This is a genomic window from Synechococcus sp. CCY9201, from assembly GCF_034931105.1.
GTDB lineage: Bacteria > Cyanobacteriota > Cyanobacteriia > PCC-6307 > Cyanobiaceae > CBW1002.
This window is the reverse complement of record NZ_JAYGIC010000011.1, coordinates 1-19,151: the sequence shown is the minus strand read 5'-3', so window position 1 is coordinate 19,151 and position 19,151 is coordinate 1. Positions and strand designations below refer to the sequence as shown.

Sequence of the window (19,151 nt, the reverse complement as noted above, 5' to 3'; positions counted from 1 at the left end):
ATGTGCTGAACCGCGCTGGTCTGGGCATGGAAGTGATGCACGAGCGCAACGCTCACAACTTCCCGCTCGATCTGGCCGCCGCTGAAGCCACCCCCGTGGCTCTGATGGCTCCTTCGATCGGCTGAGGCTAAGCCTCAATCCAACAGGCGTTCGAATCATCGATCGTCTTTTGGCCCTTCTCCTCAGGAGAAGGGCTTTTTTAATTCCTGTGAATCGATCCACTGAATTCTGGATCACGAGCTCAACAGACTGAACGTACGGATCCCTGTCAATGGGGTTGCTTGCTCTGCCAACGGTTGAGCTGAGCCAGGGCTTCGTAGGCCCTCTGTTTTCGCAGCCAGACATCCAGTGATCCGCCATGATCCGGATGCCAGGCCATGCTGCGACGACGCCACTGCTGTCGAATCTCGCTCCAGGAGGTACTCGGATTCAGGTCGAGCTCGAGGCAACAGCGCGTTCGAAAGGTTGACAGCTGATCAAGGGTCAGGGCGATTCGCTTGCCATCCAGATCAAAGACTTCGCCAACCCTGATGCTTGCTCGTCTGGCTCTGGCTCGGTTGGCTTGCTGCGCTGTTGCGGCGGCACGGGCATAGGCTTCAGCATCACGACGGAGTCGCTCTGCTCGGATCTTGACCCTTGCCGCTTCGGTCCAGTGGTCCAGGATCCACCAGGTCATGATCCAGGCGCCATAGGACAGGATCAGCCCTAACAGAACTGCCGCCAGGCCCAGGAAGAGAAGCAAAACCAGCGACATGGACGACAAGATTTATGGAGTCGTCAATACTCTTTTGCCATCAGGAAAAAAGTAAGTCTTCTCAGCCAAGAACGTTGCCGCCAAGTATGCTGGTGCGCGATAAAGTTGGTTCAGTGCTTAGAGTGAAGAGATATTCTTGATCGCCTTTTTGGCTAACCTCTCGAAGCGACGACGACATTTCTCTGAGCAGAAACGATTGCTGCTGTCGGAGCAGATGTACTCTGTCCCGCAGTTGGCGCAGGATGCCGTTATCCATTGACTCGGATGGAATTTATCGCGTATATCTGCAAGCAAGGAAGAGAGAAGCCGAAGGTTAAAGAGCTCATTATGGTCTGTGCAGACGCCTATCTCGCCGAGGATACTTGCTTCGTATCGCCCCACAAGCTCCTCAAGAATTTTGGCTTCTGTAGGAGTCAGCTCAATGTGTCTGCAGGGATTGGATGACACTTCTGATCTTCTTGGGCAGATCCTGAAGCCGTAAATTAGCATGGCTTTCATCATGCTGCCTGGTGTATCCATGAGCGCGCTGGTCCAGCGGCAGCTCACTGTCAATCTCTGGGGGCATCTCAGTGGTGGCTTCGGGCTTGGGGAAGGGGCGCGCTGTACGATGCGCAGCCTCCAGGCAGCGGGTGTGCGGGTCCAAGTGCATGATTTGCCCTTGGCCACCCATGTGAATGATCAGCCAACTCGGCCAGCTGCTGAAATCCTCCCGGCAGCGGTGGATCTGATTCATACCAATCCCAATGTTCTCCGCCAAACGGACGGTCTGGCGGAGCGTCTGCAGCTCAAGGCTCCATTGCGCATTGGCTTCTGGGCATGGGAGCTCGAAGACTTTCCCAGTGGCTGGGAGTCTGGATTCATCGGTCTGGATCAGCTCTGGTGTCCTTCCAGCTTTTCGGCCACGAGTCTTGGGCTGCGCAGTCCGATCCCTGTGACGCCGTTGCCTCATCTGATTGATTGGGCGCGTGCCGATGCCATCCACAGGCAACGCCAGGTCTTGAAGCGCCAGAGATCGACTGCGGATTTTGTCTGTGTCTATCTGTTTGATTTATGGAGCACGGTTGGGCGTAAAAATCCCTATGGCGTGATTGACGCTTTTCAGCAGGCTTTCCCTTCCCGTCAGGCTGCTGACCATAGGTTTCCTGATGCGCGGCTTGTGCTCAAAGTAGGCAGTGGCTCGCAGTTCCCTCAAGAGCTTGCATCATTGCGGCAGCGAATATCACATGATTCCCGAATTCAATTGATTGATGCGCATCTAACCCGTGAACAGCTGGATCAACTTCTGATCAACAGTGATGTGATGATCCATCTCCACCGTGCCGAAGGCTTTGGTTTGGCAATGGCAGAAGCGATGGCGGCGGGCATTGCCGTTGTGGCAACGGGATATTCGGGAAACCTTGACTTCATGCCGCCCGGTAGTTCGGCCTTGGTTGATGCTGACCTTGTGCCTATTCTTTGCTCAGAGGGTGATTATCGTTGTGGCTCATTCTGGGGAGAGCCGAACATTGACCAAGCAGCTACTTATCTTCGTGCGCTGTCGACAGACCCTGATGTCCTGTTCAGGCTGAGTCAATCGGGTCGTCAAGCCGTTCAGCGTCTGCTTGCCCCTGAGCGTTTGGGAAAAATTGTGAAACAACGTCTAGGTTGCTTGCTGGCACAGGCAGGGCGTGCCGAACTGATCGGGAGCCTGCCACTGGAGAACCCGTTTCGGGTCTTGGAGGGACAAATTGATGAGCGATCTAGATTGCGTTAGCCAAACGAGAAGTTACTCTCAAATGAGGACGAACTGGATGCGTTGAAGCGAGATAGACTTGCAATTTGAGAGAAGCTTGTGAATCCTGAGCTACGGCTTAGGTTGATCATTGATGCACTGCTCGATTGCAATGGCGAATAATCAATCGCCAACTGACTAAAATCTGAACCATAGGAATCTGCGCCCATCAGCAATGTCTCCAAGGGGGCAATCGGCAATAGAGTTGCATTGCCAATGCCGCTGGCGTCCGAAGCGGTTAGGATTGTTGAGCCAAACCTTATCCTGTCACTAAGGCCGTACGTACCATTAATGCCCATATTGAATTGAATGTCGGGGAGCTCGAAGATATTGACCGGGCTAGTGTCAAACCCACTGCCAACAATAAACGTGTCCTTGCCGGCTCCACCAAGTACCTCGGAGGAGGGAGTGTCATCTGCTTCCGCCCAGGGAGTCCAACGCAGATAGATCATGTCTTCGCCTGCGCCTGCGTCAATGTATTGGCCGGGCTTTGAGGAGACCGCGAACTGGTCCGATTGATTGGTGCCGATGACGGCTTCGATATTGGTGAGTGCGCCAGGGGTTGCACTGCCAATCCCACTTGCAATACCGGCATCAAGGTCAACGACCACTGATTGACTGCGATTGCTGAAATCAAGCAGGTCAAAACCGTCGCCGCCGTCAAGAGATCCATCCAGGCTTCCGGTTGACGACATGACAATGCTGTCATCACCGTTGCCGAGCTTGATCGACTCAATGTTGGTAAGCGATACTCCAGCAACAACAGCGGCATTGTTACCGTTAATCAGCAGCTGAACCCCAGAAGGCGTGTCGATCGTGGCTTGATCAAGCCCGGCTTGGCCATCGATCTCGGCAATGATCGGCAGACTGGAGAGTGTGATGTTGTCCGATTGATTGCCTCCCCGCAGCCTGACTGCACCTTGGCTGTCCAGAGTCAAGGAATTCTCGGCATTGGCAAGATCAATCAGGCTGGTTCCTGCCCCACTCCTGATGGTCGAATCCAGCATGGATCCGCCAGTGACCAACTGATTGAAACCATTGCCAAGGTCAATCAAGGAATCAACAACTGCACCATCGAGAATGGCGGTATCGTTTCCGTCGCCAAGCAGAATCTGGGAATCCAACAGGGCTATGGACTGGAGCTGGCCACCAATCGCAAGCTTGGATTGATCGCCTTCGGAAACCGAACCATCCAGATGAACATGGGAGGAGACAAAGAGATTGTCGTTTCCTCCAGCGGTGTCGAGAAGACTATTGGAAAGCCCGATTGCACGTGCATTGAGATTGAAGACTCCTTGAGGAGCATCAGCCGAATTGAGGAAGCTGGATGGGGAGAGGAATCCCGAATGCTCCAGGACAATCTCAGTGGAATCAGCATTCCCAATTGTGCTGATGATCTCTACAGTATCGCCCCAGTCTCCAAGTCTGATTGTGCTGTCCGCCACGGCCTGCGTCAGCAGGTCAAAATTCAGGCTTGTTGTTTGCAGATCGGTCAGTCCAAAAAATTCGAATCCAGTGGTGGCCTGGGCTCCAACAATTGTGGGCTGCAGGTTGCTGACCAGTTCGCTGGCCTGCATGGCGATGGTCTGGATTGATGCGGTGGCGGTGCTGCCGCCTGTGCCCTCCATGACCGACTTGAAGAGATCGCTCGCCTGGATCAAGAAGACGTCAGTATCGGCGCCGCCGGTCAGACTGCTGTTCAGAGCAGCGATGTTGGAAGACAGAATCTCCAACTGAACAGGGGTAAACGTGCTCTTCGCTACTGGATTGACCTCTTGGTTAGATACAACCACAAGATGATCAATATCTGATCCCCGCAGGTCGAGCGTAACGCCGTCAAGAGCGGCCTGATTGATCTGTGAGGTTGACGACGCCCCGTCAAACACAGAGGAGGCAACGGCGTCGGTCCCGGTATTGACCTGAACCAGTAAAACCTTGGGTGGGGGGAGGACTTCTGCGGGAGATTCGAGACCTACATTGATTGGGCGGGATGGATTGAGATCTGAGTTGCCGAATGAGCGATCATTGATCAGGGTCGTTGATGCACTCAGTTCATTGGGTTGAAAATAATTGGAATCCAATCCCCGCGACGGAGGCTCTTGGCCAAAAAGCGGACGGCTTGGCTGGTTAGGCTGGAGCGGATTGGTCGCCGTTGAATCGCTGGAGCGGTTGCGAGAAGAATTGCCCCGCAAAAAGTCGTTGAGGGTGTCTAGTCCGCTGGCGCTGAGGGAGGCAGCACCACCACTGCCACCGCCACCTGAGCTGCTACCGATCCGTCCGGACGTGGTTGCACCGAATTCACCAATGGCAGGCAGGCCATCTTCGGTTGAAGACTGAAGACTGGCTTGAGTCAGGGGAGACGGGAAAAAGTTTGCACCGGCAAAGCCCCCCTGAACGCTGATCCCACTCCCCAGATTCAGTGGGGATAAATTGAGCAAATCTGGATTCTGATTTGCAGAATCTCCTGCTGTTTTGAGTTGGTCTGCGGGGGCAACGACGGGCCCGCTAGCTTTCCCGATGGCAATGGGCTCAAATTCACCAGTTCGGAGCCACTCATCACTTGAACCGATATCAATCTGTGCCAGCGGAATCTGCGTGTCCTTGAGGGTGTAGACGAGAAACAGCCCCAGGGCAGACCCGGTTAAGATTCCTTCAAGAGATACTCTGCGGCCATCGCGCTTCAGGGAGAGAGCGTCCTGGAATTCGCTGATGCTTGAGTCCATCGAATTCTTGCGTGCTTCAGGATGGGTTGACCCGTTCGACCAAGTTACCCCCGAACTCCGAGGTCGACCACGATATTTCGGGATGTGTCGGTTTGGCTTCTGGCTCGGGGGGCCATGGGCTAGGAGCTTCCCCAGGGCTGGCCCTGGGGGCCGACCATGCGATCCCCGAGCCACCAGCCTGGAGGGCAGAACTCCCGGGGGCGGCCATCGGCACAGTTTCGCGCCGAGGCGGCAGGCCACCAGGGACTGGTGGCATGGAGACGAGCTTTCCAGCGCCGACGCACGCGTTCGAGGGCGGCGGCAGCCGTTGTGCTGCCCTGGGCGTCACGGCTCTGGCTCTCGCGGTGGAGAAGGACAGCCTCTGGAGTCACCACATGGCGGTAGCCAACCGCATCGAGGCGCAGACAGAAGTCCACATCGTTGAATTCCACGGGAAGCCGTTCGTCGAAGCCGCCGTGGCGGAGAAACAGCTCGCGTCGCACCATCAGGCAGGCCCCGGTCACCGCGCCCCAGTTCGTGAGAAAGCGGCTGCGGCCTCGATGGACGGGATGCTCCACCCCAAGACCGCGGTAGGCATGGTCGGCGCCGCCTGCCATCCCCACCACAATGCCCGCATGCTGGAGGCTGCCATCGGGATAGGTGAGCACCGCACCCACACAGCCGATGGCGGGGCGCAGGGCCTGGCCGGCCATGGCCTCGAGCCAGCCGGGTCGGATCGCTTCCACATCGTTGTTCATGAAGAGCAACAGGTCGGCCTGGCTGGGGCGGGCGGCGCGGTTATTGAGGCGACTCCAGTTGAACGGGCCTGGATCGGCCATCACCCGCAAGCCTGGGCCCAGTCGGGCTGTCCAGTCGGCAAGGAGGGTCTGGGTTGCCGGCTCTTGGGAGCCATTGTCGACAATGGTGACCCTGCAGTGGAGGTGGCTTGTGGTGTCCCAGAGGCGTTGCAGGCATGGCTCCAGCAGCTCCGCGCGGTCACGGGTTGGAATGATCACCTCGCAGCTCAGCCTGGGCGGCAGTGCCCACTGCAATCGAAACCCCGCAGCCCCCATGGGTTCCACGGTCTTGATGGCTTCCTGGCCTGCCTCCAGGTGATCCCGCAGAGCAGCCGCCCGATCCCAGCACTCCGCCGCTGGGATCGGGCCTGGTGGTCCATGGACCAGAACCTGAGCAACGTGGGCGATCGCAGGCTTCTGGTGCAGTGCGTTCAGAATCCAGCGAAAGCGCAGCCGCGGATCGCCGGGCGGCAGGGGCAGCTGCCGATCCCGCAGCCAGGGGATGCTCCAGGCGCTGAAGGAATCCAGCCAGGGCGTGCCCCAGAAACTGTCGTCGCACCAGCCGGGTTTGAACCAGGGATCCAGGCGAGAGCCATCGTCTGAAAGCCTGTCTTCATCGGCATAGATCAGGTGTGGCGTCGCCTTGCCGTCCTGCTCGGCCAGCCACTGCTCCACCGCCTGCAGGGCCCCTGGCCGCAGGCGGCACTGGTCTCCCAGCAGCAGCAGCCAGCCATCCCTCGGCCATTCCTTCAGGGGTTCCGGTTGCCACCACGGATCCAGCAGGGGGACTGCCGGATCCGGCAGGCGCGGTTCCCGATACTGAATCCAGTACTGATAGGCCGCAGGCCCCAGTCCCCGGGACAGGTCCTCGCCGCCGCAGTGGTACCGCAGCCAGGTCTGGCGGGCCAGATCCTCGATCCACGGTTGCTCAGTGGGCAGGGCATCGGCGGCCCGCTGCAGATGATCGGCCGCCTCTCGCCAGCGTTGCTTCCGCTGCAGGAGCTCGGCTGCGGCAAACCAGTTCCAGCCCAAGGCTGGATCACAGCGACAACTGCATCGCTGGTGGTGCAGCGCCTCCTCCGGTCTGCCCATCGCCAGCAGGGTCTTGCCCAGCAGGTGGTGGGCGGCGCCGTGATCGGGCTCGAGTTGCAGACAACGCTGCAGCAGGGTCTCGGCGTCGTTCAGATCCCCCCTCTCCAGGGCCAGCCTGGCGTTCTCCAGCAGGGAATCGAGCATCACGGGCATGGGTCACAGCCGGCGAGCAGCATCCTGATCCGCTGGTGCAGGGCCTGTTCCCGGGGGTGCGGCGGCTCCTGCACAGACGGCCCGGCGGCGGCTTGATGGAGCAAGGCCAGGGCTGCATCGAGATTCAGTTGGGCCAGTGCTTCGCCATAGGCCAGGCGACGGATGGCGGACTCTGCACATCCCTGAGCACATAACCATGCGGCCAGGTCCGCCCGGCCGAGGGTCAAGGTGGTGGCGATGGCTCCCCTCTGCCAGGCCATGGGCTCCTGCCAGGGGAGCGGCCGCGTCATCGAAGCGGCGAACGCCTCGAGCCTGAGGAACACGGATTCACCACCCTTGGCGGCGAGAACATGGAGCAGATTGCGCACGGTGAGGTCGCTGTCGCTTCCCCAGGCGAGGGCTTGTTCATAGGCCGCCGCCGCATCGGTCCATCGCTGCTGGGCGCGCAGCGCATCGCCAAGTTTGTGCGGGGTCCAGAACTGAGAGCCGCCAGCGTCGATGGCCCGTCGCAGCACCTGCTCTGCGGCGGCGGCGGCTCCCTGCATCAACAAGGCATAACCAAGCAGGTCGAGAAACTCAGGGGATTCGGGTGCCTGCAACAGAATCCGGCGCAGGGATCCTTCCGCACAGGCCCACTTGCCGTCGTTCAACGCCTGCTGTGCAAAAACCAGCCAGGCCTGGATGCTCAACGGATGGTGTTGGGCGCATCCATGAACGACTTGAAGCGGTCGCTGATCAGGGAGATTGCCGGTCGGGTGCCCATCTGGATCAGGCCGGTGACGGCCATGCCAGGTCTGAGATTGTAGGTTTTACCGTCTTTGGTGAGGCTGTCTCCATCGAGTTTGGCCACGGCGATGAAGTGCTCCATCGGAACCTCCTGGGTGGCTTCTTTGGAGTCAGCGCCGATGCTGGCCAGTTTGCCCTCGAGGGCACCGTATTCGGTGAATGGAAAGGAATTCACCCGCACATCCACCGGCATTCCCACATCGAGGTGGCCGATGTCGAGGTTGGAAATCTTCAGTTCGGCTTCCAGGGATCCCTGCGGAACGATTTTCATCAGAGGCTTGTCTCCTCGTGGCACCTCACCGGGCTTGACGGAAATATCGAAGACTTTGCCAGACACAGGCGCCAGTAGCTTGCCGAGACGGAGTCGCTCTTCCGTATCGATCAGGCGGTTCGTGATATCGCTGAGCTGTTGCTGGGCGTTGTCGTACTCGGCATAGAGTTTCTTGAGGTTGGCGACAGGCACCTGTTCTTCCTGAACGGTGCTCTGGACCAGGCGCTGACGATCAGCTTCGATTTCCTTTTCTGTTCGTTTGATCGTGCTGAGCAGCTCGATCTGCCGTTCTTCCTGGCGATCCAGTTCAAGCTTGGCCATGGCCCCCTGGGCAATCAGCCCTCTCATGCGGTCGGCAATGCCTTCGTTGATCGCGTATTTCTGACGCAGGGCAGCGAGGTTGTCTTCCTGTTGACGAATCGTGATACGGGAGCGCTCCCGTTCTGCTGTGGCTCCTCGGCTGCGGAGATTCACCTCATGGGTGTTGATGTCCAGCTCCCGTTGGGCTTCGGCACTGATCTGAGGATCGACAGGAATGCCCAGCTGAACGGCCAGCAAGACTTTTTCCTTGGTCCAGATCTTCTTCTGGCTGATCAGTTGATTGCGTTGCTGCTTCAGCGACCCTTGATCGAAAATCAGCAGGGGATCACCCTCTTTCACCACATCGCCGCCTTTGACGAGCACCTGTTCGACCACCGTGCTGACCGGGGAGCTCACCGCCGTCACCCCGCCCACGGGCCGCAAGGTGCCCGTGGCGTTCACGGTGCGGTCGATCCGGCCGAACATGCCGTAGAGAACGCCCACGCCGGTCACACCGATCAGACTCCAGACAATCGCCCGGCTCCAGCCGCGCGTGCTGCGGGGCAAGGTGGTGCGTCGCTGGCGATGCCGGCGGACATAGGGGGCATCACGCGAAGGGGCGACAACGGCGCTGGACTCCGGCTGGTTGGTGAGAAGGCTGTCTGCGGTCGACCGCAGCCCTGGAATCACCACTTCGCCATCGCTCTGGTTGGCGAAAACGGTTCCACTGGGGGCGTGAGCCCCTACCGGTTGGACCTGACTGGCGGAGGATGCGCCGGATTTGGAGGAGGAGGCCATCGCCTGAGCAGGGAAGGAGTGGATGTCTGGGTGAGAAGTTCAGCAGTGGTGGACGTCAGGCCCTAGAAGCACCGAGGGCGTAGGTCGCCTGGGCTGGATCAACAGGACGATAGGACGAAGACGAGGACGAGGAGCTGCCCCGGGCTCCTTGTTGCATGAAGAGAGCATAGTAAGGACCACGATTGGCCATCAACTGCTCATGTTTGCCAACTTCAAGGATGGAACCGTTGCCCATGCAGACAATCATGTCGGCATTGACAATGGATGTGAGGCGGTGCGTGATGAACAGCACGGTGCAGTGACGTAAAGACTGCATCAGGTTTTCGCAGACAACGCGTTCGGTCTGATAGTCGAGCGCTGAGGTTGCTTCGTCCATGATCAGCATCTTCGGCTTCTGCAGGATGGTGCGGGCAATTGCGATGCGCTGACGCTGACCTCCCGAGAGGCTGCTGCCCCGTTCTCCCACCTGGTTGGAATAGCCTGCTGGTAGTGCCATGATGAAGTCATGGGCCGCCGCCACGGTGGCAGCCTGGATGATTTCTTCGCTGGAGGCTTCGGGATTGGTCAGGGTGATGTTCTCTTCGAGGGTGCCATCAAAGAGAACCGTATCCTGGGGAACGATGCCGAGCTGGCGACGGAGGGAATAGAGCTCAACTTTGTTGATGTCAACGCCATCGATCAGAACGGCGCCTTTCTCTGGTGAATATAGGCGGGCCAGAAGCTTGGTCAGGGTGCTCTTGCCGGAACCGCTGGTGCCCACGATCGCCACGAAGGCACCTTTGGGGATGGAGAGATTGACACCATTCAGCATCAGCGGAGCCGAATTCTGGTAACGGAACTCGACATTCTGGAAATCGACCCGTCCCTCGATCGATGGCATCACGATCCGGCTGGCGTTGTCTTCCGGGGCCTCCTGGGGCGTGTCGATGATGTCGCTCAGGCGTTCGAGCGAGAGGGCGGTTTCCTGAACGCTCTGCCATACGGAGGTCATGCGCAGCAGCGGCTGGGTGACGTAGCCGGAGATGATGCGGAAGGCGATCAGTTCCCCCAGGGTGAGATCGCCTTTCAGCACCAGTGCCGCCCCTCCCCAGATCACCAGCAGGCTGGAGAGCTTGTTGAGAAAGGCGCTGAAGGTGCCGGCCGTTGTGCTGAGCAGGGTGTTGTCGAAGCCTTCCGCCACGAAATCGGTATACAGATCCTGCCACTTCCAGCGGCTGCGCAGCTCGATGTTCTGGGCTTTCACCGTCATCATGCTGCCCAGCACTTCCACCAGGTGGCTCTGGGTGCGGGCATTGGCCACGGCGCGGCTCTGCAGCTGGCTGCGCACCATCGGCGAGACCGCCAGGGTGAGCACGACCAGAACGGGAATCACAGACAGGGTAAGCAGGGTGAGCTGCCAGCTGTAGATGAGCATCACCACCACATAGAGAAGCGCGAAGATCGCATCGAGGATGGTGGTGAGCGCTGTGCCCGTCAGAAAGCCCCGCACCTTTTCCAGCTCACCGATCCGGTTGCTGATCTCCCCCACCGGTCGGCGGTCGAAATATTTGAGGGGCAGGCGCAGCAGGTGATCAATGATCCGGGTGCCAAGGGCCAGGTCGATGCGATTGGTGGTGTCGATGAAGAGGAAGGTGCGTAAACAGAGCAGCAACCCTTCGAAAATCGCGAAGACCACCAGCAGAGATCCCAGCAAGCCGAGGGCGGAGGAACTGTTGTTGATGATCACCTTGTCGATGATCTGCTGAATCAGCAGCGGGTTGACCAGGCCGAACAGTTGCACAAAGAAGCTGGCCAGCAACACCTCAATCAGCACGGCGCGATGCTGGCGCAGGGCCGGCAGGAACCAGCGGAAGCCGAACTTGCGCTTGGGGGTGAATTCATTCACCGCCAGGGTGATCACTTCCCCCTCCGATCCCCACTGCTCCTTGAAGTCGTCGAGGCTGATCTCGACGTTGCCGCTGGCCGGGATGCCCAGCACGATCTGCTTGGCGCGGATGCGATAGATCACCGCCAGCCCATTGCCCCAGCGCACCATCAGGGGGCAGGTGAGGCGGGGCAGGGAATCCGCCTTGATTTCGAGCAGCTGGGTCTGCAGGCCGATCGATTCGGCAACGGCACCGGTCAGGGCGAGCGACGCTTCACCATGACGTTTGACCTGATCGCTGAACACGCGCTGCATCAGTTCCTTGCGGAAGGGAAGGCCGAGGAAGTCGCTGAGCATGCGGAAGGCCGCAATCGGCGATTCGAGCGGGCCGACGCCGCGATACCAGGGGAAAGCCTCAGGTGGCTGACGCTCCACATCCAGGGGCTCCTCGGCCTCGAATGCCTCGAGAAAGTCAGCCTCTGGAATCGTGGACGCATCCTGAATGCGCAGGTGCTCCTGCCAGCGGCTCAGCGAGAGGGCGGCGCCATCCTGGGCGGAGGTTGCCGATCCCGAATCCGCGTGGGCCTCCGGTTTCGGTTCGAGGATGGCCTCGAGGGCGGCCTGATCGATGCCCACCGCGCGGACCACACGGGGTGGGGCTGCGGCGGCCGCCGCTTCGGTGGCTGTGCTCCCTGCGGAGGCACTGTCTCCAGAGGCACTGTTTCCAGAGGCAGGAGCTGGAACTGGGGCCTCGACAGCGGCTGGATCGGCGGCAGGCGGGGGATCGGCGATCGGCAGCACCGTGGCCAGAGGCAATGCGCCGCCGGTCACCAGCCAGAGGCGATCCTGGGGCAATTGCTGCACCACGGGATCCTGCGGATCGAGGTAGCGCACATAGCAGGTGGGCGCCAGTTGCAGCGCAGCGGCAACCACCTCCTGTTCCAGGGCGCGTGGATAATCGCGCAGATAGGCATCCAGAACGGCGAACAGCTCAGCCGGGCTGAGGACCCGGTTGATCCGGTCTCCCAGGGGGGCATGGGCCTGCATCACCTGGCGCAGCAGGGCGTGGGGGAGGGCCAGCACCACTGTTTCGGTGGAGGCGATCAGCGTTTCCCAGCCACCGGGACGGCCACTGGTGAGACCACTGAGGCAGAGCACGCTGCCCACGCCCAGGCGTTCGAGGGTGGCCACCCGTTTCGGCAGCCGTGGTGACTGCACCACCGAGCGCACCTGTCCTTCCAACACCACATAGATGTGGTCGCTGACGCAATCAGGCCTCGAGAGCGGCTGGCCCAACTGGAAGCGCAGCACCCGGGCCGCCGAGGCGAGCTGCTGCAGCATCGGCTCCGGCAGGCCGGCGAACAGGATCAGCCGTGCCAGTAACTCCTGCATCGAGATGGTCTCGGACATGGCTCAGCCCTCGGAAGCGGTGGTGGTCAGCAGGCGTGGCAGCAGCTCGTCGAGCGTCTGATCGAGCTGGGCATTAAGGTCGCGTTCAAACAGTTCCTGCAGCAGCTGAAACCGGGTCGCCTCATCGAGGCGGGCTGGCTCGCGATGCTCCAGTTGGAGGATGACGTACCAGCGGTTCAGCGGCAGGGGTGGATGCACATCCCCCACCGCCAGGGTCTGCAGCACCTGGCGGATGCTGGGATGGGGCTTGTCGACGGTGATCGGGCCCACCAGGCCGTGGGTGTAGCGCTCTTCACCCAGGGAAAACTGCAGGGCCAGGGCGGCAAAGCTCTCTTCTCCGCCGATCAGGCGGAGATAGATCTCATCGGCCAGGCCGACCGAGGCGACGCGAATCGCCCCGTAGACAATTTTTTCAAGGGATTCACGCCGGGCCAGGAAGTGGCTTTCCACATCCTCGCCGTAGTTGAGTTCCAGCCATTTCTGTAGTTGCAGTTGTTGCCAGCGTTGTTGCAAGGTGGATTGCAGTTTGGCATCCACCCTGTCGAGCCACTGGCCCTCCAGGTTGAAATCGGGTGGAGGCTGGCCGATCCCATCCCAGAGGCGTTGCACCACCGCCGGAGCTTCTTCGGCGCTGAATCCCACGCTCTGCTGCACCCGTTCCAGCAGGTGCTGCTGGCTCCACTGACGCAGCAACCCCTGGTCATGCAGCAGCTGCGGCAAGGGTTTGGCCTGCATCTGCTGCATTCTTTCGCGGAGCAGCGGTTCGAGATCACTGCAGGCCAGTTGCATCGCGTGAGGCTCAGGATGGGTGTCAACAGTGCAGATCAATTTACCCCTTCTGGCCAAGGGTGACTGGAAGACGACGTTCTGCAAAAAAGCCAGAAAAAAGCCAGGCATGAAGCCTGGCTTGCAAGGATCAACGTGCTGGCTGAGATTGAGTCAGCCAGCCATCGGTTCTCAGAGCGTCGCCCTCATGGGATGGGGGGGGGGGTGACACCGGAGATCGCGATGCTGCTACCACCAGCGCTGGCAAAGACGGAACCATTACCGGCGAAGTTGATCGCCATATCCTTGATGCCGAACGCTTCGGTGTTGGCCGTAGCGACCGCGGTGCCATTGGCGTTGAAGGCCTCCACCTGGTTGAACACCTGGCTGATGCCGGTCACGTTGCCGGAGCCGAGATTAATGGTTTGAGGAGATAGAGAATTGATGCCAATGCCCGACACAGTCGAATTGGCAAAGGCTTCGCCATCGTCGGCTTGAGCCGTGACCAGGGTGTCGGAGAAGACCTGACCCACTACGTTGCCGCTCTGCTGACCAGGGCTCAGCAAAGCACCAGTTCCGAGTTCAATACCAGAGAGTTCAAAGGCACCTTCGGCAAAGGCGTCTCCGCCAACTGCTTCAGCAGAAACCAGGAAGGGATCGTTCTCAGAGCCAAGAGTGCTGATGCCGAAAATAGAACCGTTTTGGCCAACGACGGCGTAGTTTCCGTCGTCACCAAGATCAAGACCATCAGCGTTGATGTCGGCCACGGCAAATGCATCGGAACCAGACCCATTCTGACCCGTACCTCCATTTTCGGCGATACTGGATCCAATGATCTGCGAGTTACCAGCAATGTTGCCGTCTTGCTTGATCTTGATACCGCTAGCCTCACCGGTAGCATCATTGCTGCCTGAAAGATCAATACCGTCGGAGGTCAGATCGACGAAGGCCACCGCACCGTCAGTGGCACCGGGATCGATACCTTGTGTGGTAGCAAAGGCATCCGCTTCGATCAGGGAGTTACCTTCAACTCTGGTATTGAGAATGGGACCACCAATAGTGTTTGGTAAGGAACCTTTCTCGATGATGATCGTAGAATCGCTGATACCAGCTGAACGGTAGGTGCCGAGGGCATCGAACTGGCTGCCGATTTCAGCGTATGCATCTGACGTTGCAACTCCAAGAACTCCGCTGGGATCCTGGTCAACAACGCCTTGCTCACTAACCGGGAACACGACGCCAGCCGTGGCACTCAGGGTGTTGATCGCTTGGCTGACGATTCTGCCATCACCACCGATCCCGATCGCCGATTCGTCAATACCAACGGTTCTGGTGTTGATGCCACTTTCGGCATCCGAAGGCTGTCCGTTTCCGGAGGTGCCGGCAAAGGTGATAAAGGAGGATTGCGCATCGACGGTAATCGGCCCTCGGACACGGTTGCCTGACGGGTCAACAAAGATGTTGCTGTTGGCATCGCCAGCGACGGTCAATTCGGACCCCCTGATGCCAAGGTTGACGGAGCCCTCACCGGATAGGGCCTCGGCTATGTCGCTGAGCGAGAATGCGTTGGATTGCGCATTCAACTGCGACACAACGGGCATGTCGGTGAGATCGCCACCGATCTGGATTTGAGTATCCAGAATGCCAACGACGACATCATCAATGGCGGAAGCTGCAAACGGATCAACGTTGCCGCTTGGGTCATTGCCGCTGAAGTTGCTGATCGCCGTAGCAGTTTGCGTGCTGTCGGCGAAAATCCTCAGGTTGCCGTCACCGCCAATGCCAATGCCGGGGGTGATGGAGATGGGATTGCCGCTTGCGTCGACGGACGCAACAATGCCACCTTGCGACAAGCCGATGACATAGCTGTTGTCGGTCCGGGCATAGGCAATCCCGCCGCTCGGATCGAGCGTGTCTGACGCGGCAAACGCGTTGCTGTCGATCGATGCACCTGCAGCAATGCTGCCAGCTCCTTCGATCAGAACGGCAGAACCTGCACCGAGATTCTGGCTGCCAAACCCTCCAGGCCCAAAAGTGGAATTCAGTACATTGTTGTTGTCAACAATACCGAAGACTTCGTCAACCTGGGTAACGGCGAAGGCATTTCCCTGGCCCGTTGTGGCGATCGCATCGGTATTGCCCTTCGATGTACCTTCAACGGTGCCGTCGCCAGCAATCCTAATCTGCAGGCCGGGAGCAGAGGTGCCGCTGGGGTCTACCAGTACGCCGGATTGGGTGATACCACCAAACTGATCGGCGCTGGAAAACGCATTGGCATTGCCAATTCCGGTTCGGGCCGTGGCGCCAACGAAGATCGGATCTGTACCAGGGCCAGTCCCGGCCCGACCGATCACGGTGTTGGCGCCTCTCCCGAAGCTGAGGACCATCGGTCCAGTGGGATTGGAGCTCGAGTCAATGAAACCGCCACTGGAAATGGCAGAATATTGATCGTTGTAGAACAGATCCAGGCCTGCGATCGCGACCGCATTGCCCCTGCCGCCTGTGAAGTTGTCACTGGCATCGATCTCGCCAACCTTGGCTGTTGCCGATGTGGCACCTGTGAGGTTGGCAGCCACCGTGTTGGTGGAGCCGGTGCCACCGCCAACAAAGATGGAGGTGTTAAAAATACCGTAAGTGTTCCCAGCTACAGCTGCTGCAACAGAACCGCCGGGGACGTCGCTGAACGCGCCAAGGGGATTGATGCCTGAACCCAAGGCCCAATCGCCGAGGTCTTCGCCGGATGCATCAATTCCCTGGTTGGACAACGCCGAGGCGATGACGTCGTTATCCACCGAGACATTGATCTGGCCTTGGCGACCGATCAGGATGTCGCTGTTGCCATAGGCGCCGAAGGCTACCGGGCTAATCGGGCTTGCAGCCGGATTGAAACCGTTGGTGTTGATGATGCCGCCGCCGGCATTCGAGAACAACAGGGCGCTGTTCCCTTGGTCCAGATTCTGAACGGCGCCAGCGTAGGCATTGCCCGTACTGGCAGCATTGGTCGTTCGGGCCTCCGTGGAGCCAAGCTGGAAGACGCTGATCGAGCCGTTGGTGCCAATCCCGAAGCTGGAGTTCAGGATGCCGATCCCGCCCAGGTTGACTGACTCAGAAGCTACGGAAAAGCCAAGCTCATTCTGCAGAGACGAGGCAATGGTTTGATTGGCATCTAAGTCTATTAAATTTCCACTTGAGTCATAAACCAGTTGCCCAGTGAGGTATTGACCTGTGAACGTTCCGATCGATGTGGTTGGGGAATTATCGAGACTGATAAACAGCGAATCAGCACTGGCGTTGGCGCCGGGATTGAAAAAGGCCATGGGTTTTGTGGAGGCGTTGTGGTCTTTGACGTTGCGCTGAACTGATGATGCCGTGTGGTTGGAGTTTATCCAGTCAAGGCATCATGTGATCTTGGATTTGGATTCAATCAGGCGGGGGGCTGCGTGATTGCATGAGGATTCTCCTGCGGCCTCGTCTCAACCAATAAAGCTGAGGTCGTCGCTGTTGAAGACGGTGCCGTTGTTGCCGCTCACGATCAGAGTGGTGGTGTCTTTGTATTTCACCTCAAGGGTTTTGGTTCCGATGCCACTGATCACATACTCGTCCATGGTTCCGCGGAACGACAGTTTGTCCTCGGCGGTGTTGAAATCCCGGATTGTGTTGGTTTCGATCACCCCATTGGGACGGATTAATGCGTCTGGAGTCATAAAGACGTTGTCTTTGCCGGCTCCGAGCTTGATGATGTCGTTGCCGGCTCCGGGTCGCACCAGGTCATCGCCGGCGTTGGCATTGATCAGGTCATTGCCGCCATTGCCGCGAATGAAGTCGTTGCACTGGGACCCGGAGATGCTGTCGTTGCCGTTGCCGCCGGCCAGGTAGTAGGCAAATCCTCCTGCGGGGATCTGGCCGTTGTCGATCACGTTGCCCTGCTCGTCGCGCCGGCCACCGGCGGCTTCGAGGATGGTCTGGCCGGGGCCTTCAAAGTCGCCGCTGACGATCGCATCGAGGTTGACGCGGCAGTCGACGTCGTCTGGATTGCAGTAGGCGTTCTGGAAGTCGTAGACCTTGGGCCCGTCGTCGCAGACGAAGGAGGCCTCCACGATCGCGCCCTGGCCACTCTCGGCCAGGCCGATCACGGTTGTGGTGCCGGAGACGTTGATGACGTTATTGCAACCGCCGCTGAGGATCTCCTCGTCGCAGAAGAAGTACGTCTGCCCGGTCGTGTCGATCACATAGGACATGGCTGGCTGACAGTAGGGACGCTGCTTGCCTCAAATGCTATCCCCGAATCGAGCGCCTGACACAGTGTTTCAAAGCCTTAATCTGGCGACCATTTTTCTGTCATGGTCTACACAATCTTGGGGATTTCCTGAATTGCGTTAGTCCCGCCTTGAGACTGCCGGTCTGGTGGGTGGTGGTGGGGCAGGCTCTGGCGCATCGCTTCGGCCACGGGGCCTGGGTCCAGTCTCAGCGGCTCCAGGGCTGGTCCTTCGTAAAGTAAACCCTGATACAGCCTTGGTGTCAGCGTCTCCTGTTCGCAACGGATCAGGTCCAGCTGCAGGTGTTGCGCCAGACCGTGGCTGTAGGGGGGACAGTAGCGCCTGCTGCACAGCTCCAGCACCCGGCAGCCCTTCCTGGCGAAGAGCAGGTTGGCCAGCCCCGCGCCGTGGGGCATCACCACCAGTGCCGCCGATCCGATCCGCTCGGCCTGCTGCCTCAGGCTCATGCCGGCCGGATCCACAACCTCCACCTCCTGTTCGGGCATCAGCTCCTGGAATCGCGCCAGGGCCTCCGCTTCTCCCCACACGGGTCGACGCCAGCCGCCTGGTCCGCGCCACCACCACAGCACCCGCCCATCCTGCGGAGCGACCGGCTGGAGCGTGCGCTGCCACCAGGCCACGCTTGCCGCAGCCGGCACTGCAAAGCGACCGGCGAAATCCGGCACCAGCAGCTCCTCGGCCTGGATGTGGTGGTGGTGGTGGGCATCGATCAGCTGCTCCGGCCGCAGGCCCAGCAGGTCCACCATGCATTCCCGCACCACCGGTCCGCTGCCGCCGTTGTGCCACACCGTCAGGTCGTGCAGGGATCCCTGGTCTGCCAGTTGCTCCAGGGCCCGCCCCAGCCGGGGCACCGCATCCACCAGCCAGTGGTAGTGATTCTCGGCGGAGAGATCCGCCACCGCCAGCACCCTGCCCCGCAGCTGCAACGGTGGGTCCACCGGCCATGGCTCCAGGCTCTGCGGCGGTTCCGGGCAGGTTGGCCAGGGTTGGGGGTAGCGCCGGCACAACGCAGCCATCCGTTCACCGCTGCCGTTGGCGACCCCCAGCCCATGGGTGAGCTGCCAGGGGTTGGCGGGGCTGCGAATCCAGCAGCGTCCGCCGCTGAGGCGATGCACGCCAAAGGGTGGATCGGCCTGCCGCTGGCTCGGTGGATACCAGCGCTGGCTGGTGGGTCCGAGTGGTTCCTGGCGCCAGTCCTGCAGCAGGCGTTCAGCACAGGCCGAACAGTGCGGCCCCAGGCAGCGATCCGGTAGCCCCTGTTCGCGCTCCCAGAACGCCGTTGCGGGCATGGCCGGTGGCGGTGGTTTCTGGGCGTTCGGCCTGGCTGGCGCCGCCAGCTCAGCCGCCGCCGCCAGCTGCTCCAGGGCCCGCGCACCGAGCGGATGGTCGTGTCGCTCCAGCCGGGCCAGGG

General features: G+C 59.8%; 10 protein-coding genes and 1 pseudogene. 2 read left to right on the top strand and 9 right to left on the bottom strand.

Going from position 1 to position 19,151, the window contains the following annotated elements; all coding sequences use genetic code 11:
* Both VB716_RS01120 and VB716_RS01115 read left to right on the top strand, forming a co-directional pair.
* A pseudogene (locus VB716_RS01120) lies at window positions 1-125 on the top strand (photosystem II q(b) protein); the annotation flags it as partial.
* Window positions 126-1,412: 1,287 nt separating this feature from the next.
* On the top strand, window positions 1,413-2,507 hold the full coding sequence (locus VB716_RS01115) for a glycosyltransferase (RefSeq protein WP_323269505.1): 1,095 nt from the start codon (window positions 1,413-1,415) through the stop codon (window positions 2,505-2,507).
* On the opposite strand, the gene VB716_RS01110 is transcribed toward VB716_RS01115, so the two are convergent.
* The 9 genes from VB716_RS01110 to VB716_RS01070 all read right to left on the bottom strand — a co-directional run.
* The gene (locus VB716_RS01110; protein WP_323269504.1) at window positions 2,504-5,248 is read right to left on the bottom strand and encodes a hypothetical protein; all 2,745 of its coding nucleotides are present in this window, start codon (window positions 5,246-5,248) and stop codon (window positions 2,504-2,506) included. The genes VB716_RS01115 and VB716_RS01110 overlap by 4 nt on opposite strands.
* 119 nt (window positions 5,249-5,367) lie before the next feature.
* Window positions 5,368-7,269: a glycosyltransferase gene (locus VB716_RS01105; protein ID WP_323269503.1), complete on the bottom strand. Its 1,902-nt coding sequence runs from the start codon at window positions 7,267-7,269 to the stop codon at window positions 5,368-5,370.
* Window positions 7,260-7,958 (bottom strand): tetratricopeptide repeat protein, encoded by a 699-nt coding sequence (locus VB716_RS01100; RefSeq protein ID WP_323269502.1) that lies wholly within the window; start codon window positions 7,956-7,958, stop codon window positions 7,260-7,262. Before VB716_RS01100 ends, VB716_RS01105 begins: the two co-directional genes overlap by 10 nt.
* On the bottom strand, window positions 7,955-9,424 hold the full coding sequence (locus VB716_RS01095) for an HlyD family efflux transporter periplasmic adaptor subunit (RefSeq protein WP_323269501.1): 1,470 nt from the start codon (window positions 9,422-9,424) through the stop codon (window positions 7,955-7,957). The genes VB716_RS01100 and VB716_RS01095 overlap by 4 nt, the downstream gene beginning before the upstream one ends.
* 55 nt (window positions 9,425-9,479) lie before the next feature.
* On the bottom strand, window positions 9,480-12,698 hold the full coding sequence (locus tag VB716_RS01090; RefSeq protein ID WP_323269500.1) for a peptidase domain-containing ABC transporter: 3,219 nt from the start codon (window positions 12,696-12,698) through the stop codon (window positions 9,480-9,482).
* Window positions 12,699-12,701: 3 nt separating this feature from the next.
* On the bottom strand, window positions 12,702-13,487 hold the full coding sequence (locus VB716_RS01085; RefSeq protein ID WP_323269498.1) for a peptidylprolyl isomerase: 786 nt from the start codon (window positions 13,485-13,487) through the stop codon (window positions 12,702-12,704).
* Between the two features lie 182 nt (window positions 13,488-13,669).
* Window positions 13,670-16,780, bottom strand: a complete 3,111-nt coding sequence (locus VB716_RS01080) for a hypothetical protein (protein WP_323269497.1) — start codon at window positions 16,778-16,780, stop codon at window positions 13,670-13,672.
* Window positions 16,781-16,936: 156 nt separating this feature from the next.
* Window positions 16,937-17,701 carry a hypothetical protein gene (locus VB716_RS01075; protein ID WP_323269496.1) on the bottom strand — a complete coding sequence of 255 codons (765 nt, stop codon included), beginning with the start codon at window positions 17,699-17,701 and terminating at the stop codon, window positions 16,937-16,939.
* 107 nt (window positions 17,702-17,808) lie between these two features.
* On the bottom strand, window positions 17,809-19,151 hold a 1,343-nt coding region (locus VB716_RS01070; RefSeq protein WP_323269495.1), incomplete at its 5' end, for a glycosyltransferase family 61 protein.

What these genes read in the sequence shown, in the direction of transcription:
- VB716_RS01080 (WP_323269497.1), bottom strand. Translation starts at nt 16,780, where the DNA reads ATGGCCTTTTTCAATCCCGGCGCCAACGCCAGTGCTGATTCGCTGTTT.
- VB716_RS01075 (WP_323269496.1), bottom strand. Translation starts at nt 17,701, where the DNA reads ATGTCCTATGTGATCGACACGACCGGGCAGACGTACTTCTTCTGCGAC.
- VB716_RS01095 (WP_323269501.1), bottom strand. Translation starts at nt 9,424, where the DNA reads ATGGCCTCCTCCTCCAAATCCGGCGCATCCTCCGCCAGTCAGGTCCAA.
- VB716_RS01105 (WP_323269503.1), bottom strand. Translation starts at nt 7,269, where the DNA reads ATGCCCGTGATGCTCGATTCCCTGCTGGAGAACGCCAGGCTGGCCCTG.
- VB716_RS01085 (WP_323269498.1), bottom strand. Translation starts at nt 13,487, where the DNA reads ATGCAACTGGCCTGCAGTGATCTCGAACCGCTGCTCCGCGAAAGAATG.
- VB716_RS01110 (WP_323269504.1), bottom strand. Translation starts at nt 5,248, where the DNA reads ATGGACTCAAGCATCAGCGAATTCCAGGACGCTCTCTCCCTGAAGCGC.
- VB716_RS01090 (WP_323269500.1), bottom strand. Translation starts at nt 12,698, where the DNA reads ATGTCCGAGACCATCTCGATGCAGGAGTTACTGGCACGGCTGATCCTG.